Origin of the sequence: Streptomyces sp. NPDC001902, assembly GCF_042891295.1 — a bacterium.
Taxonomy (GTDB): Bacteria; Actinomycetota; Actinomycetes; order Streptomycetales; family Streptomycetaceae; genus Actinacidiphila.
This window is the reverse complement of record NZ_JBIATA010000020.1, coordinates 134,172-159,604: the sequence shown is the minus strand read 5'-3', so window position 1 is coordinate 159,604 and position 25,433 is coordinate 134,172. Positions and strand designations below refer to the sequence as shown.

Genomic DNA, 25,433 nt, shown 5'->3' with positions numbered 1-25,433 from the left:
CCCCGGGGAACGTCACCGGGACGTGGCGCAGCTTGGTAGCGCACTTGACTGGGGGTCAAGGGGTCGCAGGTTCAAATCCTGTCGTCCCGACGGTGATTTCACACGCCAAAGGCCGTGTCCGCGACAGCGGGCACGGCCTTTCGGCGTTCCGCGGTTCGGGACGTCGCGGGGCGGCGGATCGGACCTCCGCCAGAAGGCCCCGGCTCTTCGGTGGTGCAGGCATAATGGCCCGATACATCGGATGTCCGGGGAGGCGAGGGGCTCATGGCGGTCACCGACGAGGCGATCGAGAAGATCAAGGGGATGATCGTCTCCGGCGCGCTGCGGCCCGGCGACCGGCTCCCCAAGGAGAGCGAACTGGCCGCGGAGCTCGGGCTGTCGCGCAATTCCCTGCGCGAGGCGGTCCGTGCGCTGTCCCTGATCAGGATCCTGGACGTACGGCAGGGCGACGGCACCTACGTCACCAGCCTGGACCCGCAGTTGCTGCTGGAGGCGCTGAGTTTCGTGGTGGACTTCCACCGCGACGACACCGTGCTGGAGTTCCTCGCGGTGCGCCGCATCCTGGAGCCCGCGGCCACCGCGATGGCGGCGGCGCGCATCGCCGAGTCCCAGCTGGACGTGCTGACCGAGCAGTTGGAGGCGCTGGGGGCGGCACCGTCGGTGGAGGAACTGGTCGCGTGCGACCTGGAGTTCCACCGCGGCATCGTCCAGGCCTCGGGCAACTCGGTGCTGTGCTCGCTGCTGGACGGGCTGTCCGGGCCGACCACGCGGGCCCGGATCTGGCGCGGGCTGACGCAGGAGGACGCGGTGAGCCGCACCCTGCACGAGCACCGCGCGATCCTGGCGGCCCTGCGGGACCGGGACGCGGAGGCGGCGCGGTCCTGGGCGACGGTGCACGTCGCGAGCGTGGAGCAGTGGCTGCGGTCCACGCTCTGAGGCCCGGCGGGTCCCCACGGGATCCCGCCGGCGGGCGAACCGCCCCGGGCCCGGGTGCGTCCGGTCATTCGTCAGAGTGATCGAAAAGAGGGATCGGATGAATCCACGCCCCCGGCTGCGCCTGCGCCGCCCCTCGGCCCGTACGCTGCGCCGCGGCGCGCTGCTGGTCGTCCTCGCCGTCCTGCTCCCGGTGCTCGCCGCCGGGGTCGCCCTGCGCCTGGAGTACACCGGCGACCCGTCCGGCGCCGGCGTCAACCGTGAGCGGAACGCGGTGTGGCTCGGGCACGCCTGGGTCGACGGCGGCCGCGACGGCGCCGACCTCGAGACGCTGGCCCGGGAGTTGCGCGGCAGCGGCACCCGGGACCTGTACGTGCACACCGGGCCCCTGGAGTTCGACGGCCGCCTCGACGCGGGCCTCTACCCGGGAGCGCGGGACATGATCCGCCGGATGCACACCGCGCTGCCCGGGGTGCGCGTCCAGGCGTGGCTCGGCCAGGTCCTGTCGCACGACGGTTCCGAGGGCCTGCACCTGGACGACGCGGCGACCCGCGCCCGGGTACGGGACAGCGCGGCCCAGGTGCTGGCCGCCGGGTTCGACGGGGTCCACCTGGACCTGGAGCCGATGCACTCCGACGACGAGGGCTTCCTCTCGCTGCTGGACTCGGTGCACCGGCTCACCGCCGCCCGTGGCGTGCCGCTGTCGGTGGCGACGCACCAGATCGACCCGCTGCCCTCCCTGCACTCGGTGAGCGGCCCGCTGTTCCACCACCCCAAGTGGTGGTCGCAGCGGTACTTCGGGCAGGTGGCCCGGCGCGTGGACCAGGTCGCGATGATGACCTACGACACCGCCCTCCCCCTGGAGGGCCTCTACGGAGGCTACGTGGCCCAGCAGACCGCCCTCGCCCTGGAGGTGACGCCGCCGGGCACCGACCTGCTCGTGGGCCTGCCCGGGTACCACACGAACAACCTGGGCCGGCACGCCTGGGCGGAGACGGTCACGGCCGCCGTGCGCGGCGCCCGGCTCGGCCTCGCCCGCGAGGCGCCCGCCCGCGAGCGCTTCGGGCTCGCCCTGTACGTCGACTTCGCCGCCACGCCGGCGGACTGGGCCGCGTACCGCTCGGCGTGGAGCGGTGGCTGACCGGACGCGTACGTCGGATGACTCTGGGGATCATCCCCCTACGAAGGCGGCGGCACCTGTCTCGTGAAGCCGTAGGCTGGTGCAGCACGCGAAGGAACGGCAGCCGGCGGGGGTGGCACCATCCCCCTTCCGGCCGGAAGGAGGCGCTGGGTGATCGAGCTCGAGGGGGTTCCCGAGCTGATCGACCCGGTCATGGTGGCCGCGTTCGAGGGCTGGAACGACGCCGGGGACGCCGCCTCCGCCGCGGTCGGGCATCTGGACCGGGAGTTCAAGGGCGAGGTGTTCGCCGCGCTGGACGCCGAGGACTACTACGACTTCCAGGTCAACCGCCCCACGGTCTGGATGGACGGCGGCACGCGACGGATCACCTGGCCCACCACGCGGCTGTCCGTCATCCGCATCGAGACCCCCAAGCCACGCGACCTCGTCCTCGTACGGGGCATCGAGCCCAGCATGCGCTGGCGCTCGTTCTGCAACGAGATCCTGGGCTTCGCCCATGAGCTCGGCATCGAGATGGTGGTGGTGATGGGCGCCCTCCTGGGTGACACCCCGCACACCCGTCCGGTGCCGGTCACGGCCGTCACCTCCGACCCGGACCTGGCGACCGCGCTCAGCCTGGAGGAGTCCCGGTACGAGGGCCCCACCGGCATCGTCGGCATCCTCCAGGAGGCCTGCACCCACGCCGGCATCCCGGCGGTGAGCCTGTGGGCCGCCGTGCCGCACTACGTGTCGCAGCCGCCGAACCCGAAGGCGACGCTGGCGCTGCTCAACCGCCTGGAGGACCTGCTGGACCTGCGCATCCCGCTCGGCGAGCTGCCGGAGGACGCGCGTGCCTGGCAGGTCGGCGTGGACCAGCTCGCGGCCGAGGACAGCGAGGTCGCCGAGTACGTCCAGACACTGGAGGAGGCACGCGACACGGCGGAGCTGCCGGAGGCCTCGGGCGAGGCCATCGCCCGCGAGTTCGAGCGCTACCTGCGGCGCCGCGACCCGCAGTCGGGCGAGTCCGACGCGGGCCCCTACCTGCGGGACATGTCGCAGAAGCCCAAGGACGACCGGGAAGAGAAGGAGGACGGCGCCGACGGGGAGTGACCCGACCGGCACGTCGTCGGACACGGCCCGGCCGCCGCCCTGCACAGGGGCGGCGGCCGGGCCGTCCGCGTTCGTCAGGGGAGCCGGGGCGGCGGTGGGCCGGGCAGCTCCCGCGGCGTCAGAGCGCGACGCCGAGCAGGGCGTCCACCGCGCGGGAGACCAGGCCGGGGGCACCTGTGTCCGTGCCGCCCTCGGCTTCCTGCCGGGCGGCCCAGCGGTCCACGGCGGCGAGCGCGGCGGGGGCGTCCAGGTCGTCGGCGAGCGCCTCGCGGATCTCCTCCAGCAGCGCCTCGGCCGGCGGGCCGTCGGGCCGCGAGACGGCGGCGCGCCAGCGGGCCAGCCGCTCCACCGCGTCGGCGAGCACGGCGTCGGTCCACTCCCAGTCCTCGCGGTAGTGGTGGGCCAGCAGGCTGAGCCGTATGGCAGCCGCGTCCACCCCGTCGCGGCGCAGCTGGGAGACGAAGACGAGGTTGCCCTTGGACTTGGACATCTTCTCGCCGTGCAGCCCGACCATGCCGGCGTGCACGTAGGCCTTCGCCATGGGGAACTCGCCGGTGAGCACCTGGGCGTGCGAGGCGCCCATCTCGTGGTGCGGGAAGGCGAGGTCGGAGCCGCCGCCCTGCACGTCGAAGCCCATGCCGAGGTGGTCCAGGGCGATGGCGACGCACTCGATGTGCCAGCCGGGGCGGCCCCGGCCCAGGCTGCCGCCGTCCCAGCTGGGCTCCCCCTCACGGGCGGCGAGCCAGAGCACGGGGTCGACGGGGTTCTTCTTGCCCGGGCGGTCCGGGTCGCCGCCGCGTTCGGCCGACAGCACGCGCATGGCGGCCGCGTCGAGGCGGGAGACGCTGCCGAAGTGCGGGTCGGAGTCGACGTGGAAGTAGATGTCGCCGTCCAGCTCGTAGGCCGCACCGGCCTCGCGTAGCCGCTCGACCAGCGGGACAATCCCCGGGATGGCCTCGACGGCGCCGATGTAGTGAGCGGGCGGCAGCATCCGCAGCGCGGTCATGTCCTCGCGGAACAGGGTGGTCTCGCGCTCGGCGAGGGCCGTCCAGTCCTCTCCGGTCTTGTCGGCCCGCTCCAGCAGCGGGTCGTCGACGTCGGTGACGTTCTGGACGTAGTGGACCTGGCGCTTCGTGTCCAGCCACACGCGCTGCACGAGGTCGAACGCGTTGTAGGTGGCCGCGTGACCCATGTGGGTGGCGTCGTAGGGGGTGATCCCGCACACGTAGATGCGGGCGACCGGACCGGGGCTCAGGGTTACCGGGCCACCGGTCGCGGTGTCGTGGAGGCGGAGGTCGCGCCCGGTGCCCGGGAGGGCAGGGACGTCGGAAGCGGGCCAGGCATGCATGTCATGAGATTAACCGCCCGCGTGATCCACAAACGAACGGTGGGTCCTCCCGGGACGGCCGGCCCCGGCCTTCAGATGGGCGGCCAGGGGATCGCGGGCCACTCCCCCGAGGGCTCGGGATGACGTCCTGAGCCCAGCAGCGCGGCGACGCGGGCCCGCAGGGCGTCGAGCTCGGCAGGCGTGATGAGCTCGGCCAGCCGGGCCCCGAGACCCCCGTCGGCGAGCTCCGCGGAGAGCTTGCCGAGGACCTCGGCGGTCTCGTCGGTGAGCGGCTCGCCGGCCCAGCCCCACAGGAGGGTGCGCAGCTTGTTCTCCGTGTTGAAGGTCACGCCGTGGTCGATGGCGTACAGGTGCCCGTCGGCGGCCGGCAGCAGGTGGCCGCCCTTGCGGTCGGCGTTGTTGATCACGGCGTCCAGGACGGCCAGCCGGCGCAGCCGGGTGTCGTCGGCGTGCACCAGCAGCGCGGTGCGGCCCTCGCCCACCTCGGCGAAGCCGACGGCCTTCCAGCCGTCGCCCGGTTCGTCCCCCTCGACGAGGGCGAGGAGCCCTTCGCCGGCCTCCTCGGGGGTCTCGATCCACAGCTGCACCATGCCCTCGCCGTACGGGCCGTCCCGCAGCACGGTCGGCGGCACCAGGCCCCAGCCGGTGGCCTCGGAGACCAGGTAGGCGGCGACCTCGCGCTGGGCGAGCGTCCCGTCGGGGAAGTCCCACAGCGGCCGCTCGCCCGCCACCGGCTTGTACACGCAGTGGGCGCGCACGCCCTCGTGCTCGACCGCGCAGTAAAGCACCGCGTTGGAGGCGTCGCGCAGCCGCCCGCGCACGGTCAGTTCTCCGTGCGTGAGCAGCTCGGCGGCTATGTCCCCGCTCAGGCCGTCGCCGACCGCCGGTACCCGTTCTGACGCGGGCATACGTGTCCTTCCGGGTCCAGAGGCAGGCTGCACAGGGGGCAGGGCGGGCGGCCGGCCGCGACGACGTCGAGAGCGCGCTTGGCGAAGGAGCGGGCCTGGGCGCCGGTCAGGCGCACCCGCAGCAGCGGCGGGCCGTTCTCCTCGTCCTGCAGGAGCATCTCCTCGGCGGCCTCGAGGTCGTCCTCGTCCTCGGCCTCGATCTCGACCAGCGCCTGGGCCTCCAGGATCATCCGTTCCTCGGCGCCGTCCCAGGCCAGGGCCATGGTGCCGACCCGGAACTCCTCCTCGACGGGGACCTCGAGCGGCCTGTTGTCGAGCAGCTCCGTGGGGGCCACGGCGGGCACGGGGGCGGAACCGCCGGTGCGGCGCACGACCTCGTCCAGCAGCTCGTCGATGCGCTCGGCAAGTGCCTCGACCTGGGTCTTCTCCAGCGCAACGCTGGTCGTCCGGCCGGCGGCGCTCGCCTGCAGGAAGAAGGTGCGTTGGCCCGGTTGGCCTACGGTGCCGGCGACGAAGCGTTCGGGCTTGTCGTAGAGGAACACCTGACGAGGCACGTCCTGCTCCGTTTTCTCGGTGTCTTCGGGGTCCGGTCCACCCTACTGCGGAAGCTGATCACGGTGCGCCCGCACCGCCCCCGACCTCCGCGTCGCCCGGGGCCGTGGTGGGCCGCTCCCTCGGGCGCAGGCTTTCCAGGCTGCCGGTGTCGCCGAGCCGGAGCAGGAAAGGCCGCTCCGGGGTGTAGCGGATCGCGGTGACCGAGCAGGGGTCGACGGCGATGCGCTGGAAGAGGTCCAGGTGCATGCCGAGGGCGTCGGCGACGACGGACTTGATGATGTCGCCGTGGGAGCACATCACGTAGAGGGCGTCGGGTCCGTGGCTCTCCTCGATGCGGGCGTTCCACTCGCGCACCGCGTCGACCGCGCGGGCCTGCATGGCGCGCACCGACTCGCCCCCCTCGCCGGGGAAGACGGCGGCCGAGGGGTAGCGCTGCACCACGCCCCACAGCGGCTCGTCGGCCAGCTCGGCGATCTTGCGGCCGCTCCAGTCTCCGTAGGCGCACTCCGAGATGCGCTCCTCGACGTGGAGCGGGACGTCGGGCAGCGCGTCCAGGAGCGGCTGCAGGGTCTCCCGGCACCGCTGCAGCGGGCTGGTGACCACGGCGGCCGGCGGCAGTCCGGCCAACCGGGCGGCCAGCGCGGCGGCCTGGTCACGTCCGGTCTCGTCGAGGGCGACTCCGGGGAGCCGTCCGGCCAGCACTTTCTCCGCGTTGGCGGTGGACCGGCCGTGCCGGACCAGGATCACGGTGGGCATGACCGCCACCATACGACCCCGGGTTGTCCGGTGTGGCGCCGACGTAGCGCGGAAGAAGACAGGTGTGATCGTCGACTGCGCCATTTACCGCGACGGGGAGCGCACCTCGGCCCCCGACGACCTCTCCGACGCGCTGGACGCGGCGCGGGCGACGGACGGGGCGTTCGTGTGGATCGGCCTGTACGAGCCGACGGAGAAGGAGTTCGACCTCGTCAGCCGCGAGTTCGGGCTGCACCCGTTGGCCGTGGAGGACGCGCTCTGCGCCCACCAGCGGCCCAAGCTGGAGGTGTACGAGGGCTCGCTCTTCCTGGTGCTCAAGCCGGTCTCGTACGACGACGAGCGGGACACGGTCTCCGCGGGCGAGCTGATGATCTTCGTCGGGGAGGGCTTCGTCGTCACCGTGCGCCACGGCGAGGCGATCGCCCCGGGTGAGATCCGGCACCGCCTGGAGGCGGAGCACGAGATCCTCAAGCACGGACCGACCGCGGTGATGTACGCCATCAGCGACACCGTGGTCGACGACTACATGGTGGTCGCGGCCGATCTCCAGGCCGACCTGGAGGACCTGGAGACGGAGGTCTTCGCCCCGGAGGTGCGCAGGTCCGTCGCGCGCCAGGGCGCCGAGAGCACGGCGAGCCGGATCTACGGGTTCAAGCGCCAGCTGCTGGAGTTCCGGCGGGCGACCGCGCCCCTGATGCAGCCGATGATCCGGCTCTCGGCGGGCACGGTGCCGCACGTGGCTTCCAGCACCCAGCCCTTCTTCCGCGACGTGGCCGACCACCTGACGCGGGCCAACGAGCTGGTGGACAGCCTCGACCGGCTGCTCAGCGACGTGCTGAGCTCCCATCTGACCCAGGTCGGGGTGCGGCAGAACGACGACATGCGCAAGATCTCGGCGTGGGCCGCCATGGCGGCGGTGCCCACCATGATCGCGGGGATCTACGGCATGAACTTCCGGTACATGCCCGAACTCCACCAGGTGTGGGGGTATCCCGCGGTCCTGGCGGTCATCGCCGTGTCCGAGATCCTGCTGTACCGGACGTTCAAACGGCACGGCTGGCTCTGAGCGGTCTCCCGGCCCCACGCGGGTGCGGGCGAGCGGCCGGGGGGCGGCTCAGACCGCCGGTTCGGCCGCGGGTTCGGGGCCGCCGAGGGCGTCGAGGCGCTGGGGCATGGCGAGCCTGACCATCCGCCGCCAGCCGCCCAGGCGTTCGTACGCGTACGCCCCGTGGATCCCGGCCCGCAGCACCGCGGCCTTCGCCGCGGACCAGCCGAGGATCCGGCCCATGTGGTCCATGACGGCGAGGCTGACGTCGCGGTAGATGCGGATCTCGGCGTGGGCGCACTCGCGCAGCACCCGCTGGATGGTCGCGCCGTGGCCGGCGTGGGCGAAGCGCAGCAGTTCCTCGTGGCAGTAGGCGAGGTGGTTGTCCTCGTCGGCGGAGATCATGCGGACCGCCCTGCCGATGTCGGGGTGGTCCGCGAAGTACCTGGTGAGCAGGGCCATCTGCTCGGAGGCGCGCTGCTCGGTGACCCGGCTGTGGGCGAGGTAGGTGACGATGTCCCGCACGGTCAGGGGCTCGTCGCGGCGCAGCTTGTCGTGGGCGAGGCCGATGCCGCCGCGTTCGAGGAGCACGGTGTAGTCGGTGTCCGGGGGGACCGGGACGGGTTCGAGACCGCGCTTGCGCATCAGGGCGTGGAAGATCCGGCCGTGCTTGTCCTCGTCGGCGCCGTGCCGGGCGATCTTGGGGGCCAGTTCACGCTGGGACTCGGGGACCAGTGCGGCGATCCTGCCGTTCTCCCAGCCGCCCTGCGACTCACCGCTGGCGGCGATCGAGCAGAACAGCCGGAAGGAGTCGTCGTTGTCGAGGATCTCCTGGAACAGACTCCGGGCGGAGAGCATGACGTACCTCCTGCGCGAATCGGGCATCCGCAAAAGAAAAGTCAAGTCGCCCGCAAAGCATGAGGCAACAGGCCCGGGCGTCAACTCGGCCGAACGGATGAGAGCCGTCCGGCACCGGGCACGTAACCCCTGGCCCTTCCGAGCGTTGTGTTTGGTGACGGCCGTGGCGGGGAAGACCCCCGAGCCCCCACCACGGCCGCGGAAACCGAGGGGCCCCGCCGCCGGCCGAAGTGCCCGTGATTTCATAGCCCCTCGGAGGGGTCACGACCAAGTCATGTTCAGCAAGGCGACGCGCAGCCGGACGACGGCACGCCCCAAAGGCCCGGCGGGCTCGGACTGGGCCCCTTACGCGCGCCTGGACGACGCGGCCCGCGCCTACTTCCTCCACGCGGACGTGGCCCTCGATGCGATCGACGGCGTCCTGGGCCGGCGGCGGGTCCGCGGTTTCACCCTCGAACGCGTCGTCGACCTGACGGAGGCCGGCACCTCGGTGTGGCAGGAGGCCGCGGTCTGCGACGGCCGGCGGCTCATCCTGTGGCACAGCGAGGAGGTCGCCGACGAGGACGCGCCGGGTGGACGGGTGCTGGACTCCTCCGTGCAGGTGCTGCCCCTGGACTCGATCGGCCACGTCGGCATGCGCACACTGGTCGGCCGCGACGAGCAGGGCCGGCGGATCGACCGCGGCGTCTTCGTGGTGCTGGCCACCGCCACGCCGCAGGAGCTGAGCGCGGTGCACGCCGACGCCGACGGCGGCGTCACCTCGGCCCGCTTCCGGCCGGAGGCCTTCCGGTTCAGCAAGTCCCTCGACGACGGCGGCCCCGGCCAGATAGCGCGCCTGATCGCCTTCGGGCGGATGATGGGGCGCCTGGTCCCGGGCTGAGCCCGGGACCGGCGCCGAGGGGCCGCACGCTCCCCTAGCCGGCGAGTCCGGCGCGCTCCAGCGCCTCCACGCCCGCGCGCAGCGCCGCGACCCGCTCGTCCAGGGTGAACCCGGCCGGGGCCAGGGTCAGCGTGGTGACGCCGGCGGCCGCGTAGGCCTGCATCCGGTCGGCGATCCGCTCCACGGAGCCCAGCAGGGTGGTGGAGTCGATGAGTTCGCGCGGGATCGCGGCGGCGGCGCCCTCCTTGTCGCCGGACAGGTACTTGTCCTGGATCTCGGCGGCCTCCTTCTCGTACCCCATGCGCTGCGCGAGCTGGTTGTAGAAGTTCTGCTTGCGGCTGCCCATCCCGCCCACGTACAGGGCGGTGTAGGGGCGGAAGAGGTCGGCCAACGCGTCCACGTCCTCGCCGACGGCGAGCGGCACGGTCGGGCAGACGTCGAAGCCGTCCATGGTCTTCCCCGCCTTCTCGCGGCCGGCCCGGATGTGGCGGAGCGCGGTGTCCTCCAGGTGGGCGGCGGAGGGGAAGATCAGCAGCGCGCCGTCGGCGATCTCACCGGTCTGCTCCAGGTTCTTCGGGCCGATCGCGGCGATGTACAGCGGGATGTGCTCGCGCACCGGGTGCACGGTCAGCTTCAGCGCCTTGCCGGGGCCGCCGGGCAGCGGCAGCGTCCAGTGCTCGCCCTCGTGGCTCAGCCGCTCCCGCGACATCGCCTTGCGGACGATCTCGACGTACTCGCGCGTGCGCGCCAGCGGCTTGTCGAACTTCACGCCGTACCAGCCCTCGGAGACCTGCGGGCCGGAGACGCCCAGGCCCAGCCGGAAGCGCCCGCCGGACAGGGAGTCGAGGGTGGCGGCGGTCATCGCCGTCATCGCGGGCGTCCGGGCCGGGATCTGGAAGATGGCCGAGCCGACGTCGATGCGCTCGGTCTGCGCGGCGACCCAGGACAGCACGGTGGGCGCGTCGGAACCGTAGGCCTCGGCCGCCCAGCACACGGAGTAGCCGAGGCTGTCGGCCTCCTGCGCCACGGCGAGGTTGTCGGCGTCCATCCCGGCGCCCCAGTAGCCGAGGTTGATCCCGAGCCGCATGGCGATCCCCTTACCGATGAGTAACGTCGTTGTCCCCCGGACCTTATCGCTCCGGGCGCGCGCCGGCGCCTGTCGGGTACGTCACTCCTGCCCAAAGGTCCCGGACGCACAGTAATCTCACCCCTCATGGAGCAAAGGCACCTCGGCCGTACGGGACTGCGCGTGTCCCGGCTCGGGCTCGGCACGCTGACCTGGGGGCGCGACACCGGTGAACTCGACGCCGCCGACCAGCTCAAGACCTTCTGGGAGGCCGGGGGCACGCTCGTGGACACCGCCGACGTCTACGGGGACGGCGGCGCCGAGTACCTCCTCGGCCGGCTGGTCGAGGACCTGGTGCCGCGCTCGGACCTGGTGATCGCCACCAAGGCCGGCAGCGTGCCCGACCCCTACCGCCGCTTCGACGCCTCGCGCGGCCACCTGCTCGCCGCCCTGGACGCCTCCCTGCAGCGGCTCGGCACGGACCACGTCGACCTGTGGCAGGTGCACGCGTACGACGCGACCACCCCGCTGGACGAGACGCTGCAGGCCCTCGACCTGGCCGTGAGCTCCGGCCGTGCCCGCTACGTCGGCGTGTCCAACTTCTGCGGCTGGCAGCTGGCCAAGGCGGCCACCTGGCAGCAGGCCGTGCCGACGCGCACACCGCTGGCCAGCACGCAGATGGAGTACTCGCTGCTGCAGCGCGGCATCGAGCGCGAGGTGCTGCCCGCCGCGCTGGACCTGGGGGTGGGGCTGCTGCCGTCCTCGCCGCTCGGACGCGGGGTGCTGACGGGCAAGTACCGGCACGGGACCCCGCAGGACTCCCGCGGCGGCTCCGAGGACATGGCCCCCTTCGTCGCCCCCTACCTGGACGAGACGGCCCGGCTCATCGTGGACGCGCTGGCCATAGCGGCCGACGGGCTGGCCGCCAGCCCGCTGCAGGTGGCGCTCGCCTGGGTGCGGGACCGTCCCGGCGTCACCGCGCCGATCGTCGGTGCGCGCAACGCCCAGCAGCTCGCTGCGGCGTTGTCAGTGGAGACCCTTAGTCTTCCGGATGAGATCTGCCAGGCGCTGGACGACGTCTCTGCGCCGGTGCACCGCTATCCGGACCACGACTGGAGCACGCTGTGATCGGGCCCCGACCGTAGTCCGCCGTACAACGGAGGCCATCGTGACCGAGGACCGCGACGACCACGACCGCGAGGACCGCGCCGAGCCCGAGGGCGCCGCCGGCGAGGAGACCGCGGCTCCCCGGCGGCCCCGGCCCTCGACCGAGGGCGTCGGTGCGCAGCTCCCCGCCGAACTCACGGACCTGGCCGCGGCGGTGCGGGCGATCGAACGCGGCGAGCGCCCCGCGGCGCCCGTGAGGAGCGGCGGGCCCGCACGTCCCGCGGCGTCGCCGCCCGCGGCCGCGCCCTCCCCCGCCCCGGCGCCGGTCCCGGTGGCACGGCCCGTGCTGCCCGCGCAGCTCAGCGGGGACGCCGTGGCGGCCGCACGGACGGTGCTCGCGGCGGGCGGGGCACCGGAGAGCCTCGCCGAGGCCGCCGTGGCGGCGCTGGGCGAGCGGGCCGGGGAGACGTTGCGCGAGGACCCGTGGCAGGTGCTGGCGCTCGCCGGGGTCCGGGTGGACCAGGCCGACGGCTTCGCCAAGGCGCTGCTCGGCGGCGAGGGCGGCCCCGACGACGGGCGGCGGGTGCGCGCGCTGGTCGTCTGGCTGCTGGAACGGGCCGCCGAGCGGGGTCACACCGCGCTCGAGTGGGCCACGCTCGGTGCGGCGCTCGGGCAGAACGGGGTCACCGACGCCGAGGAGACCCTGAAGGCCGCCGTCGCCGACGGCCTGGTGCTGGTCTTCCACGTGCCGGACGAGAGCGCCGGCGCCCGTCCGGCGGCCGACGAGGAGGACGAGGAGGCGCCGGTGCGGCTGCTCCTCGGCCTGGACCGCTACGCGCTCGCCGAGGAGAGCCTCGCGGACGGCCTGAGCAGGCTCCTCAACACCTTCGACGCGGACGAGTCGCAGGACTGGGAGGGCGCGGCCGCGGCGGCCCCGTCCCCGTCCGCCGCGGCGCTGGTCCGGGCGGTCGCCGGGAGCGGGCTGGTCGCCCACACCGGCGCGGAGGCGGCCCGCGCGGAACCGGCGGCGCTGGTCGCGGCCGCCCGGTCGCTGGGGCTGCGGGCCTGGGCCGTCGCGGCCACCGAGGACGGCAGGCGGCGGCTGGCCGGCTCCGTGGACGCGGAGGCGACCGCCACCCTCGCCGGGCTGCTGGCGGGCCACGAGGGCCCCGGCCGGGACGAGGACGGCGCGCTGGCGCTGGACCTGCTGGCGGTGCTGGACGCGCCCCAGCTCGACGTGGAGACGGCCGCGACCCTGGTGGAATCCGTGCCCGACGGGGCGCGCCTGGTGCTCTCCGGGGACCCGGCGGTGCTGTGGTCCGCGGGCCCCGGCCGGGTCTTCTCCGACCTGCTGGCGGCGAAGGTGTGCCCTCAGGTCGCCTCGCGCACGCCCGACCCCGGCCCCATCGGCGAGCTGGTCTCCGGGATCGGCTTCGGCGAGCTGGCCACCGTCGACGCCCCCGGGAAGGAGGTCGTGATCGTCCCGGTGCGGGACGCCGGCGAGGCCGTGCACCGCACGGTCCAGCTCGTCGCGGACTCCGTGCCCCGGGCCATCGGCGTGCCCCCGGAGCAGACCCAGGTGATCACCCCGGGCCACGGCGGTGCCGCCGGCACCCGGGCGCTCAACGCCGCGCTCAAGGAGCGTCTCAACCCCGGGCCCGGCCGCTTCGGCGGCTTCGACCCGGGCGACCGGATCGTGCACGCCCCGGCCCCCGGGACGGCCGTTCCGGGCACCGTCGTCTCCGCCGACACGGAGGGGCTGCGGCTCGACTGCGGGGGGACGCCCGTGGTGGTCGCGCCCGACGCGGTGACCGCCCAGGTGCGGCACGGCTGGGCGGTCACGGCGCACCAGGCGGCGGGCCGCCGCTGGCAAGCTGCCGTCGTCGTCCTGCCGGGGGACGCCACCCCGGCCCTGACCCGGGCCTGGATCTACACCGCCTTCAGCCGCGGGGAGCGCCATCTGTCCGTGGTGCAGGGCGTCGACCAGGCACTCCCCCACGCGGTGGCGGAGGTTCCCGCCCGGGACCGGACGACTCGCCTGCGGGACATCCTGCGCGAGCAGGCGGCCGCCGCCGCGGCGGAGTGATCCGCCGCACGGGCCCGGGCGGCTCCCCCGGGCCCGCGGGAACCGCGCCCGCGCCCGGTCAGGCCAGCCGGTCGAGCTCGTCCGCGTCGGCGTCGTCGTAGACCGCGCTGACGTCGAGGCGGAAGAGCAGATGCCGCGGGTCCGCATGGTCGAAGGGCGCGGCGAGCCACTCGCCCGGCTCGGCGGGCTCCGCCGCGGTGACCCAGAGCGTGGAGTCGCCCTCCTCCAGGCCGAACTCCTTGTGGCGTTCGGCGATCTCGTCGGGCTCGTACTCCCCGAAGAGGGCACCCACCGCCGCGCCGATGTCCCCGCCCTCGGCCGCGGCGGTTGCGGAGACCCCTTCCGCCTGCCTGCGCAGCCGCTGCGGGTCGGCCACGGTGTAGTCACGGCGGATCAGGACGCTGATCGCGCCCGGTTCACCGGGGCCGGAGTAGTCGGGGAGGGTGTCCCCGAGCGGCACCTCGAAGGGGGTGACCTCGTCGTAGGTGTCGTAGAGCAGCTCGTCGTAGGCCTCGGCGGCCGAGGCGAGGCCCTCGAAGGCCTGGTAGACCGCGGGATCGTCCTCCCCGGTGCGGTTCTCGATCGCGTCCAGGTGGCGGTCCAGCGCGGCTTTCACCGCCTCGACGGCGGCTCGTACCTCGGCAACGGTGGGCTGCGCGGCATCAGACATGCAGAAGACGCTATCCGTACCGAGGCGCTCCCCGCACAATAGATGCGATGCCTGAATACGAATTCAGAGATGTGTACGTGCCACGGGGAGTCTCCCGCAAGGAGGCTCATCGCCTGCTGACCGACCACGCCGAGTACGGTCACTGGGAGCTCGACCGGCTCCGCCTCTACCCGGACGGCAGCCGCAGGGTGCGGCTGCGCCGCCGGATCATCCGGCAGATACGCGCCACCTGGTGAGGTCGCCGGCACGCCGAACGGGGCCCCGCGAACCGCGGGGCCCCGCTCGAAGGGGTGAGACCGGAAGGCTCAGTTCCTGACCGCGCGGGCGCGGCGGAAGAGCACCGCGCCGCCCAGCAGGAGACCGGCGCTGGTCAGCAGGCCCGTGGCGATGTCGCCGGCACCGGTGCGGGCCAGGGACGGACCGCCGCCGTGGCCCATGGACTGCGGCTGGTTGCCGCCGCCGTTGCCACCGCCGCCGTTGCCGTTGCCGTTGCCACCACCGTTGTTCTCCTTGCCCGGCTTGTGGCGGTTGCCGTGGTGCCCGGGCTTGTGGTGGTGACCCTTGCCCTTGCCGCCGTGGTGGTAGCCACCGTTGTTGACGCAGGCGTTGCCCGTCGCCGGGTTCAGGATCCCGATGGCGTCGATCGTGTTGCCGCAGACGTTGACCGGGATGTTGATCGGCGCCTGGATCACGTTGCCGGACAGGACGCCCGGGGAGCCGACCGCTGCGGCGCGCGCCGAGGCGCCGCCACCGTGACCGTAGCCGTAGCCGTCGTCACCGCTGTGGCCCTTGCCGTAGCCCTTGCCGCCGCCGTAACCCTTGCTGCCGCCCTGGCCGTAGCCCTTGCCGCCGCCGTGGCCCTTGCCGCCGTCCTTGTCGCGGTAGCTGCCGCTGTCCTTCTTGCCGTAGCCCCCGCTCTCCTTCTTCCCGTAGCCCTTGCCCTGGCCGTAGCCATGGCCCTTGCCCTGGTCGATGGAGCCGTTGACGCAGGTGTTGCCCGCCGCCGAGTTGAGGAGCCCGACGACGTTGACGGTATTGCCACAGGCGTTGATCGGAATGTTCACCGGCGCCTGGATGGTGTTGCCGGACAGAACGCCCGGAGAGCCGGCGGCGACCCCGGACGCGTGGGAGTCCGCGTAGGCCATACCGCCGGTGACGGCGAGCACGCCGCCTGTCGCGACTGCGGTGAGCAGCCCCTTTTTCGCGACTTGTCGCATTGAATGTCCCTGCCTCTTGCTTTTCCGATACGGAAACCGGCGGACAATCGCCCGCCGGGGGAATGAATGACCCCCCGGGGCCGGAAAACCGGTGTCCCACCCCTAGCCGGTGCGGCGGCACCGGAACGCGGAGATGGCGCATCCGGGGCCGCCGGGATCAGGCCTGCAACGATGCGGCCCGCCGCGACGTCAGTTGTTGAAGCAGGCGTTGCCCAGGGCCGGGTTCAGCAGCCCCACGATGTTGATCGTGTTGCCGCACAGGTTGACCGGGATGTTGACGGGCACCTGGATCACATTGCCGGAGAGGACCCCCGGGGAACCGACAGCGGCGGCCTGAGCGCCGGAGTCGGCGACGGCCACGCCGGCACCCGCAGCCACGAGCCCTCCGGTGACAGCGGCAGCAGCGACGACCTTCTTGATCATTTTTCCTCCTTGTTGGCAAAACGGCCCCGACCTCGGACCGCACACGAACCAACGACTCGGAAGAAGGCGCGCTACTGCCGCCGGGATTCATTCACTCTTTTCGGCTAAGCGGCAAGAAATGTCGATAATGCGAGCGTCGTTTCAGCAGTTCGCAAGGAACCGGTCGAGAACACGGACGCCGAACTTCAGTCCGTCGACCGGTACCCGCTCGTCCACGCCATGGAACATTCCGGCGAAATCGAGCTCCGGCGGCAGCTGCAGCGGGGCGAATCCGAAGCAGCGGATCCCCAGGTCGTCGAAGGACTTGGCGTCGGTCCCGCCGGACAGGCAGTACGGCACCGCGCGGGCGATCGGGTCCTCGGCCTTCAGCGCCGCCTGCATGGCGTCGACCAGGGCGCCGTCGAAGCTGGTCTCCAGCGCCTTGTCGGAGTGGACGTCCTCGCGCTTGACCCGGGGGCCGAGGATCCGGTCGACGTCGGCCAGGAACTCCTCCTCGTACCCGGGCAGGAAGCGCCCGTCGACGTGCGCGGTGGCCTGGCCGGGGATGACGTTCACCTTGTAGCCGGCGCCCAGCATCGTGGGGGCCGCGGTGTTGCGCAGCGTGGCCCCGATGATCTTGGCGATGCCGCCGAGCTTGGCGAGCGTGGTCTCCATGTCCTCCGGGTCGAGCTCGGTACCGAGGGCGTCGCCCAGCTCGTCCAGGAATCCGCGCACGGACTTGGTCACCCGCACCGGGAACTCGTGCCGGCCGAGCCGGCCGACCGCCTCGCAGAGCTCGGTGATGGCGTTGTCGGTGTTGGTCATGGACCCGTGGCCGGCGGTGCCGTCCACGGTCAGCCGCATCCAGTGCATGCCCTTCTGGGCGGTCTCGATCAGGTACAGGCGCACGTCCTCGTTGACGGTGAAGGAGAAGCCGCCCACCTCGCCGATGGCCTCGGTCACGCCCTCGAAGAGCCCGGGGTGGCGGTCGACCAGGTGCCGCGCCCCGTAGACGCCGCCCGCCTCCTCGTCGGCGAGGAAGGCCAGCACGATGTCCCGGGGCGGACGGCGACCGCTGCGCAGCATGTCGCGCACGACGGCCAGGGTCATCGCGTCCATGTCCTTCATGTCGACCGCACCGCGTCCCCACACGCACCCGTCGGCGATCTCGCCGGAGAAGGGGTGGTGGGTCCAGTCGTCCGCGTTCGCGGGCACGACGTCGGTGTGGCCGTGGATCAGCAGGGCCGGGCGGGAGGGGTCCTCGCCGGCGATGCGGGCGACGGTGGAGGCCCGCCCCTTGTGCGACTCGAAGATCTGCGGCTCCAGGCCGACCTCGGCGAGCTTCTCCGCCACGTACTCGGCGGCGGCCCGCTCACCCGGCCCGGAGTGGTCGCCGTAGTTGCTGGTGTCGATCCGGATGAGGTCCCGGCAGAGGTCGACGACCTCGTCCTCTCCGGTGGTCGTACGGGCGGCCGAGTTCGACTCACTCACGCTGTCTCCTTCGTTCGTCGGTCACGGCCATCCTCCCCCGCGCCCTCCGCGGCCCGCGAGGGCCCCGGGTCGGCCGTCACGCTCCCGTCACGGGAAGCGCGTGATCGGGGACCTCCGGATGTTTGCTATTGTTTTCCACGTCGCCGGGCCGAGTGCCGGGCGGCGAACACCTTGTCCGGGTGGCGGAATGGCAGACGCGCTAGCTTGAGGTGCTAGTGCCCTTTATCGGGCGTGGGGGTTCAAGTCCCCCCTCGGACACCACGTAGACGGCTGTGGGCGGCACCACCGGGAGACCGGTGGTGCCGCCCACAGGCGTCTGTGGCGCTTCCGGCGGGCCGCGCCGTCAGCCGCCGAGGACGGCGCGTTTCTGCGTCCGGAACTCCTCCTCGGTGAGGATTCCCTGCTCCTTCAGTTCGCCGAGCTGCTTGAGCTGCTCCAGCTTCCCCGCCATGTCGCCCCCCGGGGCGGGCGGGGGTGGCGGAGGCGGGGCGGCCGCGGGCGGCGGGGCGGGGACCGTGGGCTCCTGGACCGCCGCCTGTCCGTAGCCCTGCTCCGCCCACCGGCCCTGCTGCCGTCGCGCCACCCGCTGCGACACCGCGGTGGCCGTGCCCGCGACGACGGCCGTACGTACCGCTCCACGCAGTAGACCGGGCATGGTGCCGTCCCTTCCGGTGGCTCCTGGACCTCCATTCGACCACCGCGCCGGGCGGGCCGCACGCCGGCACCTGGTCCGCCGTCACCACCAGGGGGAGGACGATTCGGCCGACTGGGCGTGCCCGGCATGACAGCGTGGGCGCTTTCGGGGCAGCGTGGCCTTGGCACCGCTCTCCGCACAGACGAGGACGCTCACCATGGCAGATCTCCGGCGGCACGGCATCCGCGCCGGCGCCCTGTTCCTTCTGCTCGGCGCCGCGGGCTGCTCCGGACTGGACTCCCAAGCGGTGGGCACGGTGGTGTACACCACCCCCGACAACAAGGTGGTGCAGCTGGACAATCCGTCGGTGGACGGCTGCCACCAGTTGCCGCCCACGGGTGCCAGGTCGATCGTGAACAACACGCTCAACGACGTGGTCCTGCACACCGGTCCCGGCTGCAAGAACCTCGAAGGCACGGAGAGCACCTACCTGGCGACGAAGACCAGCAACCCGGGCATCCCCGACGCGGAGCCGTGGATGAGTTTCACCGTGGTCGGCGGGAACGCCTGACCAGGGGTCATCAGGGGCCGGACTCCGCGGCGTCCAGGGAGGCGAGCACGGCCTGGACGGGGATCCGGCCGCCGGCCACGAGCCTGCCCCCGCCCCGGCGGATCGCGACGGCGAGGGGCGCGGCCCACAGGTTCTCGTAGACCAGGACGGCGGCGGAGCTGCCCGGTTCGAGGACGGCGGCGGCGTCCGCGAGGTCGTCCGCGCCGAGCAGGCCGGAGGAGGCGCCCTGGAAGACCTCGAGCTCGCCGAGTCCCGCGGCGGTGAGGTCGGCGATCTCCAGGCCGGCGACGCTCCCGTCCAGGTCCTTGCGGACGAAGGTCAGGTCGAGGATGCGGACGAGCCCGCGGTCCACGAGGTCGAGCAGGAGCGGGAAGGCCTCCCCGGTCATGCGGTTGCCGGGGAATTCGATCACCACGTAGTCGATGGGGCCCATCTCGTCGATCGCGTCGCTCACGGCACTGCTCCCTTCCCCCGCGCCATCCCCCGTGCCATTGGACCACCGGGAGGGGGTCATCGCACCTCGGCCCGGGCCGCCGCCCCGGCGCTGATGCGGCGCCAGATGGCGCGCTGGCACCTGAGGGTCCCGGTGCCGACGAGGATCAGCACGACGACGTTGAGCAGCAGCTGGAACAGGGAGCCCCGCGCCTCGTCCCAGGAGGCGAAGGCGAGCGAGACGCCGAGGTCGGCGCCGGCCGGGATGGTCGTCACGGAGATGAAGACGCCGAGCAGGGCGCTGGTGCGGGCCTCGGTGAGGGAGACGATGCCGACGATCCCGGCGAGCACGGCCACCACGAGGGAGAAGAAGTTGGGGGTGTTGATCAGGTGGGCGACCGGCCGCACCCCCAGCCGGAAGGCCTCCGGCTGCAGGTCGAAGGCCCGTACGAGCAGGGCGAAGAGCAGCGTGGCGGCGATGGCCAGCGCGAAGCCCACGAGCAGGGCCCGGAGCCCCTCCCGGACCCGGGCGCGGTCGTGGCGGTCGATGCCGAGGGCGACGCTGGTGATGGCCCCGTACTCGGGTCCGACGACCATCGCGGCCACGATGAGGATCTGCGAGTTGCTGATGATGCCGACCGCGCCGATGATCCCGGCGATGACCAGCAGCAGGTGGAAGCTGGGCGGGTAGCGGCCCTCGGCCCGGATGCGGGCCTCGACCTGGTCCCACACCGGGGTGCGCAGCCGTGCGCCGGGGGAGGCCGCTCCGGCCCGCTCGGCGGTGTCGGAGAGGACGACGTCGACGGGGTCGAGGACGAGCGATCCACGGCGGTCGATCCCGAGTTCGCGCAGCCCGCGCAGGACGGTGTTGGCTGCGCCGGTCAGCACGTCGCACTCGATGGCGTCGCCGTCCGGGTGGCGGGCGCCGCCGCGCAGCAGGACGAGGTTGAGCACGCAGGGATCGGCACCGAGCGCGGTCAGCGCCCGGTCCGTGAGGTCCGGCGGGCTCACCGCACGGACATGGATCATGTCCACCCCTGCATTACGCCCGCGACCGGCGGGGGCGGCAACTCGGCGCGGCGCAGCGGGGGCAGGCTCAGGCGGTGAGCTGGTAGAGGCTCTTGGCGACCAGGACCAGCCCGATGACCAGGCACAGCCCGATGATCGCCTGGTCCTGGTGGCCGTCGAGCCAGGTGCGCAGGACGCGCAGCCGGACGCGGGCGGAGTCCGGGGCGACGAGGGTGTAGACCTCCATCGTCAGCAGGGTGGAGCTGGCGATCAGGCAGTACGCCATGAGCGCCAGGTAGGACTCGAGGTGGGACAGGTCGGCCTCGACGACGGTCGCGGCGCCCGCCGCGACCAGTCCTCACGGCTGGAGCAGCACCGCGAGGCCCGCGGACGACCAGGCGGAGACGCGCTCCAGGCGGCTCGTCATCCGGGACGGCCGGTGAGGGCGCGCCGCGCGGCGCCTGCGGTGCTCGGCGTAGCCCACCAGGCCGACGGCGAGTTTGCCGGCGAGGGCGGCCGTCGAGGCCGAGGACTTCGGCTCCGGGGGCTCGCCCTGGGTCAGCAGCAGCACCGCCGCGACGACCGCGACCAGGCAGGCCAGCCAGGCAACGATGAAGGCCAGTCCCTTCCACGCCCCGCCGCGGGTGCTCAGCACCAGCACGAACGCCATCAGCGGGAACGGGAACAGGGTGACGGCCAGCCCGATCAGGACGAGGTCAAGGACCATCGCCGCCCCCGCCGGGGGCCGGGGGCCCCGGAAGGTGGCCGGCCGCGTCCATGGGGCCATGGTCACCGGGGTCGCCCAGGGGCACAACTCCGCGGCCCCGGGTCCGGCTCGCCGGGCCCATGGGCCGGGCTTACGTTTGAGGGGGCCGGCGCACCCACGCATTCCCGGCGAGGTCCGTGCGGCCCGGAGGACGGTGACCGCGATGACCGTGGACGCCCGGTGGAGTTCGCCCGGGGAGCGGGCCGCGCGCGGCAAGGCGGCCCGCAAGAGGACCCCCCGCTCCGCCCACGCGGAGTACGCCCCCGCGGCGGACCGGGCCGATCCGGTGGACGTCGTGGAGGGGCAGTCGGCGCGGCGTGTGCCGGAGCTCGTGCCGATCCGCTACGGCCGCATGGCCGAGTCGCCGTTCCGTTTCTACCGCGGGGCGGCCGCGGTCATGGCCGGGGACCTCGCGCACACGCCCCGCTCGGGCCTGCGGGCCCAGTTGTGCGGTGACGCGCACCTGCTCAACTTCCGGCTGCTGGCCTCGCCGGAGCGGCGGCTGATGTTCGACATCAACGACTTCGACGAGACCCTGCCGGGCCCCTGGGAGTGGGACGTCAAGCGCCTGGCCGCCAGTCTGGTCATCGCGGGCCGTGCCAACGGCTTCTCGGCGGCCGAGCGCGCGGGGGTGGTGCGGGCGGCGGTGGGGGCGTACCGGCGGCGGATGCGCGGCTTCGCCGGGATGGGCAACCTGCAGGTCTGGTACACCCGTTTCGAGGCGGACCGGTTGCAGCAGCAGTTCGCCCCGATGATGGGCGGCGAGGACGTGGTGCGCTGGGAGCGTGCCCGGGCCCGGGCGCGGGCCCACGACACGCTGCAGGTCTTCGACAAGCTGACCCGGGTGATCGACGGCAGGCGCCTGATCGCCCCCGATCCCCCGCTGCTGATGCCGCTGCGCGACCTGCTCGACGGCGACGCCCGCGCCGCCCTGGAGAAGGAGATCTCCCGGCTGGTCGAGCGCTACGGCCACTCCCTGCAGCCCGACCGCCGCTTCCTGCTGGAGCAGTACCGGCTCGCCGACTGCGCGCGCAAGGTCGTCGGGGTGGGCAGTGTGGGGACCCGCTGCTGGATCCTGCTCCTGCTGGGCAAGGACGACGAGGATCCGCTGTTCCTGCAGGCGAAGGAGGCCGAGGAGTCGGTCCTGGCCCCGTACGCGGGGGCCGGCCCGCACCGTACGCAGGGCGAGCGGGTGGTCGCCGGGCAGCGCCTGATGCAGGCGACCAGCGACATCTTCCTCGGCTGGGAACGCCTCCACGGCATCGACGGGCGGCAGCGCGACTTCTACGTACGGCAGTTGCGCGACTGGAAGGGCATCGTGGTGGCCGAGAGCCTGGTGCCCAGGACGATGACGCTGTTCGGGGAGGTGTGCGGCGCCACGCTGGCCCGGGCGCACGCGCGGTCCGGGGACCGGATCGCGATCGCCGCGTACCTGGGGGGTTCCGACGTCTTCGACCGGGCCGTCGCCGGGTTCGCCGAGGCGTACGCGGACCAGAACGAACGGGACCACCGGGCACTCGTGGACGCCGTCCGCACCGGACGCGTCCGGGCGGAGGCCACCTGAACCGGCACCATGGCGACGCCCGCCGGGGGTTCGCGTACCCGGCGCTCCTCAGGGGCGCGACGACGCGGGCCGTGATGCCGTGCCGGACGCGGGCGGCCGCCCGCCGCCGAGCGGCGGCAGGGGCGGGATGTCCGGGCCCTGCGGCAGCAGTTCGGCCGCCACGAAGGCGACCACCACCGCCAGCACCACGACCGGCACCGATGCGGTGTTGCCGAGCAGGAGCACCACGAGCACCACGCTGCTCACCGGCAGGCGCATCGCGGCGGCACCCGCGGCCGCCATGCCCGCCGCCATCGCCGGGACGACCCCGAAACCCGGCAGCGGGGCGGCCAGCAGCCCGGCGGCGCCGCCGAGGAAGAGCGAGGGGAAGATCGGGCCGCCGCGCAGGCTGCCCAGGCACAGCGCGTAGCCGACGCCCTTGCACAGCAGCACCGCGACCAGGGCGCCGGCCGGCCAGGCGTGCGGGTCGGCGGCCATCTGCGCCAGCGCCGCCTGCCCGGAGGAGGCGACCTCCTCCGGTGTGCGGCCCGTGACCAGCGCGTACATGGCGGCGCACACGCCGGCGGCGAGTGCGCAGAGCACGGTGTGCGGCAGCGGCCGGCGGGAAACGAACACCGCGGCGGCCTTGCCGCCGGTGAGGATCAGGTGCACGGCCACTCCGACCGCCAAGGCGAGCAGCACGCCCCACGCCACGTCGCCCGCGTCGAGGGTGGGCGGGCGGGGCAGGCCGATGTCGAGGTGGGTGGTCTTCAGTCCCGTCCAGCGGCCGAAGCCGGTGAACACGATGTCGCCCACGCCGCTGGCGAGCAGGGCCGGCAGCATCACGGCGAACAGCTGGGACCCGCCGACCCCGGCCACCTCCATCAGGAGCACCGCGGCCACCACCGGGTTGCCGAAGATCGTGGCGATCGCCGCCGCGGAACCGGCCGCGCCGACCAGCGCGTTGGTCTGCGGGGTCGCCGGCGAGCGGACCATGTCGCGGAAGAGCAGCGCCAGTGCGCCGCCGAAGGCGATGAGCGGGGCCTCGGGCCCGAGCACCGCGCCCAGCGGCAGGCCCGCCAGGGCGGCGAGGACCACGCCGGGCAGGGCGGAGGTGGCCATCCCGCCGGTGTGCAGGCCGCCGGCCGGGACGTGGCCGCCGCGGCCCGGCATGCGGGTGACGACCAGGCCCACGACCGCACCGGCCAGGGTGAGCAGCGGCAGCGGCCACCACCACGGGGGCGACTGCAGGCCGAGGTGCCCGGGCAGCACCTCCCACAGCAGCCGCTCGAGTTCGTGGAGGGCGACGAGGAACCAGAAGGCCAGGAAAGACACCGGGATGCCGATCACCGCGGAGAACACGAGCGTCCTGCGGTACGCCGGCCGGCGTAGCAGTTCGCGCAGCTGGTCGGCTTCCTGGGGCTGGTTCCCGGGAGGGCTGATCGTCGTCCTCCTCGTTCGCGAATGGGGCGGAACGGGTGATGTCCGGCGAGACTACCGACGCGGGGCCGCACGGCGGCGAAGGCCACGCTGGACGTTAGGGTGAGCCGACCGCGCGAGGAAGCGCGGCCCCGACGTATCTGGAGGTGCCATGGCCGCCCCCACCTGGGTCGCCGTGCCGGACGACTCCCCCTTCGGCGTCCACAATCTGCCGTACGGGGTGTTCACCACCGCGGACCGTCCGCAGGAACGCCGGATCGGCGTCGCCATCGGAGACCACGTGCTCGACGCGGGCGCCGCCGCGCGGGCCGCCGGAGCGGGAACGGCCGGGCCGGAGGCCGGGCTGCTGACGGCACCGACGCTCAACCCGTTGCTGGCGGCCGGACGTTCGGCCTGGACGGCGGTGCGGTCGCTGGTCACCGCCTGGCTGACCGACGAGGCCCACCGGGCGGCCGTCGAGCCGCACCTGCTGCCGCGCGGCTCCGTCACGCTCCACCTCGCGTTCGACGTCGCGGACTACGTCGACTTCTACGCCTCGGAGCACCACGCCACGAACGTCGGCCGGATCTTCCGCCCGGACGGGGAGCCGCTGCCGCCCAACTGGAAGCACCTGCCCATCGGTTACCACGGCCGCAGCGGCACGATCGTCGTGTCGGGGACGCCGGTGGTCCGGCCGAACGGGCAGCGCAGGGGCGCCGCCCTGTCCGCCCCGTCCTTCGGGCCGTGCGAACGGCTGGACTTCGAGGCCGAGCTCGGCTTCGTCGTCGGCGGCCCGACCGTGCAGGGCGAGCCGGTGCCGCTGGCGGCGGCCGAGGAGCACGTCTTCGGGGTCTGCCTGCTCAACGACTGGTCCGCCCGCGACATCCAGGCCTGGGAGACCGTGCCGCTCGGCCCGTTCCTCGGGAAGTCGTTCGCGACCTCCGTCTCCCCGTGGGTCGTCCCCCTCGACGCGCTGTCGGCGGCGCGCGTCGCCCCGCCGCCGCACGACGTGGGGACGCTGCCGTACCTGGACGACCCGGGCACGGGGACGCCGCCGCGCGGGCTCGACATCGCCGTGGAGGTCCGGCTGCGGGGCGAGGTCGTCTCCCGTCCGCCGTTCTCCACCATGTACTGGACGTACGCCCAGATGCTCACCCACATGACCGTGAACGGCGCCTCGTTGCGGGCGGGCGACCTCTTCGCCTCGGGGACCATCAGCGGCCCGCGGCGCGAGCAGCGGGGCGCGCTGATCGAGCTGACGTGGAACGGCGAGGAGCCGCTGGTGCTGACGGACGGCACGAAGCGGACGTTCCTGGAGGACGGCGACGAGCTCGTCATCTCGGCGACCGCCCCGGGGCCGGACGGCACCCGGATCGGCTTCGGCGAGGTCGCGGGCCGGGTGGTGGCGGGACCGGCCCTTTTCGTGAACTGACCTGTTCAGGGGTCTGTCCGAGTCCCGGGTCGGCGTGATCTCCTACGCCTGACGGCGCGGCGTCCGGCCACGGCAC

At 73.3% G+C, this 25,433-nt stretch carries 25 protein-coding genes, 2 tRNA genes and 1 pseudogene; 13 read left to right on the top strand and 15 right to left on the bottom strand.

The genetic code is table 11. From position 1 onward, the window contains the following. Positions 1 to 16: 16 nt before the first annotated feature. The 4 genes from ACFYYN_RS28895 to ACFYYN_RS28880 all read left to right on the top strand — a co-directional run bounded on the left by ACFYYN_RS28895 (position 17) and on the right by ACFYYN_RS28880 (position 3,163). Positions 17 to 90 (top strand) — tRNA-Pro (locus ACFYYN_RS28895). Between the two features lie 174 nt (positions 91 to 264). Further along, entirely contained in the window at positions 265 to 936 is a 672-nt protein-coding gene (locus tag ACFYYN_RS28890) for a FadR/GntR family transcriptional regulator (protein ID WP_500332092.1), read from the top strand. Positions 937 to 1,033: 97 nt separating this feature from the next. Continuing rightward, a complete protein-coding gene (locus ACFYYN_RS28885; protein ID WP_500548092.1) occupies positions 1,034 to 2,074 on the top strand; it encodes a glycoside hydrolase family 18 protein in 1,041 nt (346 codons plus the stop codon). A 150-nt stretch (positions 2,075 to 2,224) separates the two neighbouring features. Continuing rightward, on the top strand, positions 2,225 to 3,163 hold the full coding sequence (locus tag ACFYYN_RS28880) for a PAC2 family protein (RefSeq protein ID WP_499510962.1): 939 nt from the start codon (positions 2,225 to 2,227) through the stop codon (positions 3,161 to 3,163). A gap of 118 nt (positions 3,164 to 3,281) precedes the next feature. Here the strand turns inward: ACFYYN_RS28880 and mshC are convergent, their stop codons facing one another. From mshC to ACFYYN_RS28860, 4 genes are all read right to left on the bottom strand, one after another. Next, positions 3,282 to 4,511 carry a cysteine--1-D-myo-inosityl 2-amino-2-deoxy-alpha-D-glucopyranoside ligase gene (gene mshC, locus ACFYYN_RS28875; RefSeq protein ID WP_500548091.1) on the bottom strand — a complete coding sequence of 410 codons (1,230 nt, stop codon included), beginning with the start codon at positions 4,509 to 4,511 and terminating at the stop codon, positions 3,282 to 3,284. A 71-nt stretch (positions 4,512 to 4,582) separates the two neighbouring features. Next, on the bottom strand, positions 4,583 to 5,419 hold the full coding sequence (locus ACFYYN_RS28870; RefSeq protein ID WP_500332089.1) for an SCO1664 family protein: 837 nt from the start codon (positions 5,417 to 5,419) through the stop codon (positions 4,583 to 4,585). After that, a complete protein-coding gene (locus tag ACFYYN_RS28865; RefSeq protein WP_500332088.1) occupies positions 5,377 to 5,973 on the bottom strand; it encodes a DUF3090 domain-containing protein in 597 nt (198 codons plus the stop codon). The genes ACFYYN_RS28870 and ACFYYN_RS28865 overlap by 43 nt, the downstream gene beginning before the upstream one ends. Before the next feature lie 58 nt (positions 5,974 to 6,031). Beyond that, positions 6,032 to 6,730 carry a histidine phosphatase family protein gene (locus ACFYYN_RS28860; protein WP_500548090.1) on the bottom strand — a complete coding sequence of 233 codons (699 nt, stop codon included), beginning with the start codon at positions 6,728 to 6,730 and terminating at the stop codon, positions 6,032 to 6,034. Between the two features lie 64 nt (positions 6,731 to 6,794). Between ACFYYN_RS28860 and corA the strand changes: the two genes are divergently transcribed. Then, positions 6,795 to 7,796, top strand: coding sequence for a magnesium/cobalt transporter CorA (gene corA, locus ACFYYN_RS28855; protein ID WP_500548089.1), 1,002 nt, complete (start codon positions 6,795 to 6,797; stop codon positions 7,794 to 7,796). Positions 7,797 to 7,844: 48 nt separating this feature from the next. On the opposite strand, the gene ACFYYN_RS28850 is transcribed toward corA, so the two are convergent. Then, positions 7,845 to 8,633: a ferritin-like domain-containing protein gene (locus tag ACFYYN_RS28850; protein WP_500548088.1), complete on the bottom strand. Its 789-nt coding sequence runs from the start codon at positions 8,631 to 8,633 to the stop codon at positions 7,845 to 7,847. A 274-nt stretch (positions 8,634 to 8,907) separates the two neighbouring features. Here ACFYYN_RS28850 and ACFYYN_RS28845 point away from each other — a divergent pair, with 274 nt between their 5' ends. Beyond that, entirely contained in the window at positions 8,908 to 9,513 is a 606-nt protein-coding gene (locus ACFYYN_RS28845) for a hypothetical protein (protein WP_500548087.1), read from the top strand. A 34-nt stretch (positions 9,514 to 9,547) separates the two neighbouring features. On the opposite strand, the gene ACFYYN_RS28840 is transcribed toward ACFYYN_RS28845, so the two are convergent. Next, a complete protein-coding gene (locus ACFYYN_RS28840; protein ID WP_500548086.1) occupies positions 9,548 to 10,600 on the bottom strand; it encodes an LLM class F420-dependent oxidoreductase in 1,053 nt (350 codons plus the stop codon). Positions 10,601 to 10,726: 126 nt separating this feature from the next. On the opposite strand from ACFYYN_RS28840, the gene ACFYYN_RS28835 reads away from it, so the two are divergent. Together ACFYYN_RS28835 and ACFYYN_RS28830 are read left to right on the top strand one after the other, a co-directional pair. Continuing rightward, on the top strand, positions 10,727 to 11,707 hold the full coding sequence (locus tag ACFYYN_RS28835; RefSeq protein WP_500548085.1) for an aldo/keto reductase: 981 nt from the start codon (positions 10,727 to 10,729) through the stop codon (positions 11,705 to 11,707). After that, positions 11,631 to 13,772: a helix-hairpin-helix domain-containing protein gene (locus ACFYYN_RS28830; RefSeq protein ID WP_500548084.1), complete on the top strand. Its 2,142-nt coding sequence runs from the start codon at positions 11,631 to 11,633 to the stop codon at positions 13,770 to 13,772. The genes ACFYYN_RS28835 and ACFYYN_RS28830 overlap by 77 nt, the downstream gene beginning before the upstream one ends. A gap of 58 nt (positions 13,773 to 13,830) precedes the next feature. Here ACFYYN_RS28830 and ACFYYN_RS28825 read toward each other — a convergent pair whose 3' ends face one another. After that, the gene (locus tag ACFYYN_RS28825; RefSeq protein WP_500548083.1) at positions 13,831 to 14,442 is read right to left on the bottom strand and encodes a hypothetical protein; all 612 of its coding nucleotides are present in this window, start codon (positions 14,440 to 14,442) and stop codon (positions 13,831 to 13,833) included. A gap of 47 nt (positions 14,443 to 14,489) precedes the next feature. Here ACFYYN_RS28825 and ACFYYN_RS28820 point away from each other — a divergent pair, with 47 nt between their 5' ends. After that, on the top strand, positions 14,490 to 14,678 hold the full coding sequence (locus tag ACFYYN_RS28820) for a DUF5703 family protein (RefSeq protein WP_319133625.1): 189 nt from the start codon (positions 14,490 to 14,492) through the stop codon (positions 14,676 to 14,678). Positions 14,679 to 14,747: 69 nt separating this feature from the next. Here the strand turns inward: ACFYYN_RS28820 and ACFYYN_RS28815 are convergent, their stop codons facing one another. The 3 genes from ACFYYN_RS28815 to ACFYYN_RS28805 form a co-directional block, all read right to left on the bottom strand. Beyond that, on the bottom strand, positions 14,748 to 15,659 hold the full coding sequence (locus ACFYYN_RS28815) for a chaplin (protein WP_500548082.1): 912 nt from the start codon (positions 15,657 to 15,659) through the stop codon (positions 14,748 to 14,750). Between the two features lie 189 nt (positions 15,660 to 15,848). Continuing rightward, positions 15,849 to 16,082 (bottom strand): chaplin, encoded by a 234-nt coding sequence (locus tag ACFYYN_RS28810; RefSeq protein WP_018559022.1) that lies wholly within the window; start codon positions 16,080 to 16,082, stop codon positions 15,849 to 15,851. Between the two features lie 141 nt (positions 16,083 to 16,223). Further along, positions 16,224 to 17,552: a M20/M25/M40 family metallo-hydrolase gene (locus tag ACFYYN_RS28805; RefSeq protein ID WP_500439832.1), complete on the bottom strand. Its 1,329-nt coding sequence runs from the start codon at positions 17,550 to 17,552 to the stop codon at positions 16,224 to 16,226. A gap of 173 nt (positions 17,553 to 17,725) precedes the next feature. Here ACFYYN_RS28805 and ACFYYN_RS28800 point away from each other — a divergent pair. Beyond that, a tRNA-Leu gene (locus ACFYYN_RS28800) sits at positions 17,726 to 17,813 on the top strand. A gap of 82 nt (positions 17,814 to 17,895) precedes the next feature. Here the strand turns inward: ACFYYN_RS28800 and ACFYYN_RS28795 are convergent. Beyond that, positions 17,896 to 18,207, bottom strand: a complete 312-nt coding sequence (locus tag ACFYYN_RS28795; protein WP_500328384.1) for an SHOCT domain-containing protein — start codon at positions 18,205 to 18,207, stop codon at positions 17,896 to 17,898. A gap of 196 nt (positions 18,208 to 18,403) precedes the next feature. On the opposite strand from ACFYYN_RS28795, the gene ACFYYN_RS28790 reads away from it, so the two are divergent. Next, positions 18,404 to 18,757 (top strand): hypothetical protein, encoded by a 354-nt coding sequence (locus ACFYYN_RS28790; RefSeq protein ID WP_500535594.1) that lies wholly within the window; start codon positions 18,404 to 18,406, stop codon positions 18,755 to 18,757. A 10-nt stretch (positions 18,758 to 18,767) separates the two neighbouring features. Here the strand turns inward: ACFYYN_RS28790 and ACFYYN_RS28785 are convergent, their stop codons facing one another. From ACFYYN_RS28785 to ACFYYN_RS28775, 3 genes and pseudogenes are all read right to left on the bottom strand, one after another. Continuing rightward, positions 18,768 to 19,211: a DUF6325 family protein gene (locus ACFYYN_RS28785; protein WP_500328388.1), complete on the bottom strand. Its 444-nt coding sequence runs from the start codon at positions 19,209 to 19,211 to the stop codon at positions 18,768 to 18,770. A gap of 56 nt (positions 19,212 to 19,267) precedes the next feature. Next, entirely contained in the window at positions 19,268 to 20,224 is a 957-nt protein-coding gene (locus ACFYYN_RS28780; RefSeq protein WP_500328390.1) for a DUF389 domain-containing protein, read from the bottom strand. A gap of 61 nt (positions 20,225 to 20,285) precedes the next feature. Continuing rightward, positions 20,286 to 20,867 (bottom strand): annotated as a pseudogene (locus ACFYYN_RS28775) (GAP family protein). 259 nt (positions 20,868 to 21,126) lie between these two features. Between ACFYYN_RS28775 and ACFYYN_RS28770 the strand changes: the two are divergent. After that, positions 21,127 to 22,527: a DUF2252 domain-containing protein gene (locus tag ACFYYN_RS28770; protein WP_500548081.1), complete on the top strand. Its 1,401-nt coding sequence runs from the start codon at positions 21,127 to 21,129 to the stop codon at positions 22,525 to 22,527. 48 nt (positions 22,528 to 22,575) lie between these two features. Here ACFYYN_RS28770 and ACFYYN_RS28765 read toward each other — a convergent pair whose 3' ends face one another. Continuing rightward, positions 22,576 to 23,868 carry a chloride channel protein gene (locus ACFYYN_RS28765; RefSeq protein ID WP_500548080.1) on the bottom strand — a complete coding sequence of 431 codons (1,293 nt, stop codon included), beginning with the start codon at positions 23,866 to 23,868 and terminating at the stop codon, positions 22,576 to 22,578. Positions 23,869 to 24,097: 229 nt separating this feature from the next. Here ACFYYN_RS28765 and fahA point away from each other — a divergent pair, with 229 nt between their 5' ends. Further along, positions 24,098 to 25,357 carry a fumarylacetoacetase gene (fahA, locus tag ACFYYN_RS28760; protein ID WP_500548079.1) on the top strand — a complete coding sequence of 420 codons (1,260 nt, stop codon included), beginning with the start codon at positions 24,098 to 24,100 and terminating at the stop codon, positions 25,355 to 25,357. Positions 25,358 to 25,433 lie beyond the last annotated feature (76 nt).

Excerpts from the sequence above, each read along its gene's own strand:
- ACFYYN_RS28845 (WP_500548087.1), top strand. The coding sequence starts at position 8,908 with ATGTTCAGCAAGGCGACGCGCAGCCGGACGACGGCACGCCCCAAAGGC.
- ACFYYN_RS28810 (WP_018559022.1), bottom strand. The coding sequence starts at position 16,082 with ATGATCAAGAAGGTCGTCGCTGCTGCCGCTGTCACCGGAGGGCTCGTG.
- ACFYYN_RS28850 (WP_500548088.1), bottom strand. The coding sequence starts at position 8,633 with ATGCTCTCCGCCCGGAGTCTGTTCCAGGAGATCCTCGACAACGACGAC.
- ACFYYN_RS28885 (WP_500548092.1), top strand. The coding sequence starts at position 1,034 with ATGAATCCACGCCCCCGGCTGCGCCTGCGCCGCCCCTCGGCCCGTACG.
- ACFYYN_RS28870 (WP_500332089.1), bottom strand. The coding sequence starts at position 5,419 with ATGCCCGCGTCAGAACGGGTACCGGCGGTCGGCGACGGCCTGAGCGGG.
- ACFYYN_RS28770 (WP_500548081.1), top strand. The coding sequence starts at position 21,127 with ATGACCGTGGACGCCCGGTGGAGTTCGCCCGGGGAGCGGGCCGCGCGC.
- ACFYYN_RS28835 (WP_500548085.1), top strand. The coding sequence starts at position 10,727 with ATGGAGCAAAGGCACCTCGGCCGTACGGGACTGCGCGTGTCCCGGCTC.
- fahA (WP_500548079.1), top strand. The coding sequence starts at position 24,098 with ATGGCCGCCCCCACCTGGGTCGCCGTGCCGGACGACTCCCCCTTCGGC.
- ACFYYN_RS28820 (WP_319133625.1), top strand. The coding sequence starts at position 14,490 with ATGCCTGAATACGAATTCAGAGATGTGTACGTGCCACGGGGAGTCTCC.
- ACFYYN_RS28815 (WP_500548082.1), bottom strand. The coding sequence starts at position 15,659 with ATGCGACAAGTCGCGAAAAAGGGGCTGCTCACCGCAGTCGCGACAGGC.
- ACFYYN_RS28790 (WP_500535594.1), top strand. The coding sequence starts at position 18,404 with ATGGCAGATCTCCGGCGGCACGGCATCCGCGCCGGCGCCCTGTTCCTT.
- ACFYYN_RS28890 (WP_500332092.1), top strand. The coding sequence starts at position 265 with ATGGCGGTCACCGACGAGGCGATCGAGAAGATCAAGGGGATGATCGTC.
- ACFYYN_RS28795 (WP_500328384.1), bottom strand. The coding sequence starts at position 18,207 with ATGCCCGGTCTACTGCGTGGAGCGGTACGTACGGCCGTCGTCGCGGGC.
- ACFYYN_RS28830 (WP_500548084.1), top strand. The coding sequence starts at position 11,631 with ATGAGATCTGCCAGGCGCTGGACGACGTCTCTGCGCCGGTGCACCGCT.
- ACFYYN_RS28825 (WP_500548083.1), bottom strand. The coding sequence starts at position 14,442 with ATGTCTGATGCCGCGCAGCCCACCGTTGCCGAGGTACGAGCCGCCGTC.
- ACFYYN_RS28840 (WP_500548086.1), bottom strand. The coding sequence starts at position 10,600 with ATGCGGCTCGGGATCAACCTCGGCTACTGGGGCGCCGGGATGGACGCC.
- ACFYYN_RS28860 (WP_500548090.1), bottom strand. The coding sequence starts at position 6,730 with ATGCCCACCGTGATCCTGGTCCGGCACGGCCGGTCCACCGCCAACGCG.
- mshC (WP_500548091.1), bottom strand. The coding sequence starts at position 4,511 with ATGCATGCCTGGCCCGCTTCCGACGTCCCTGCCCTCCCGGGCACCGGG.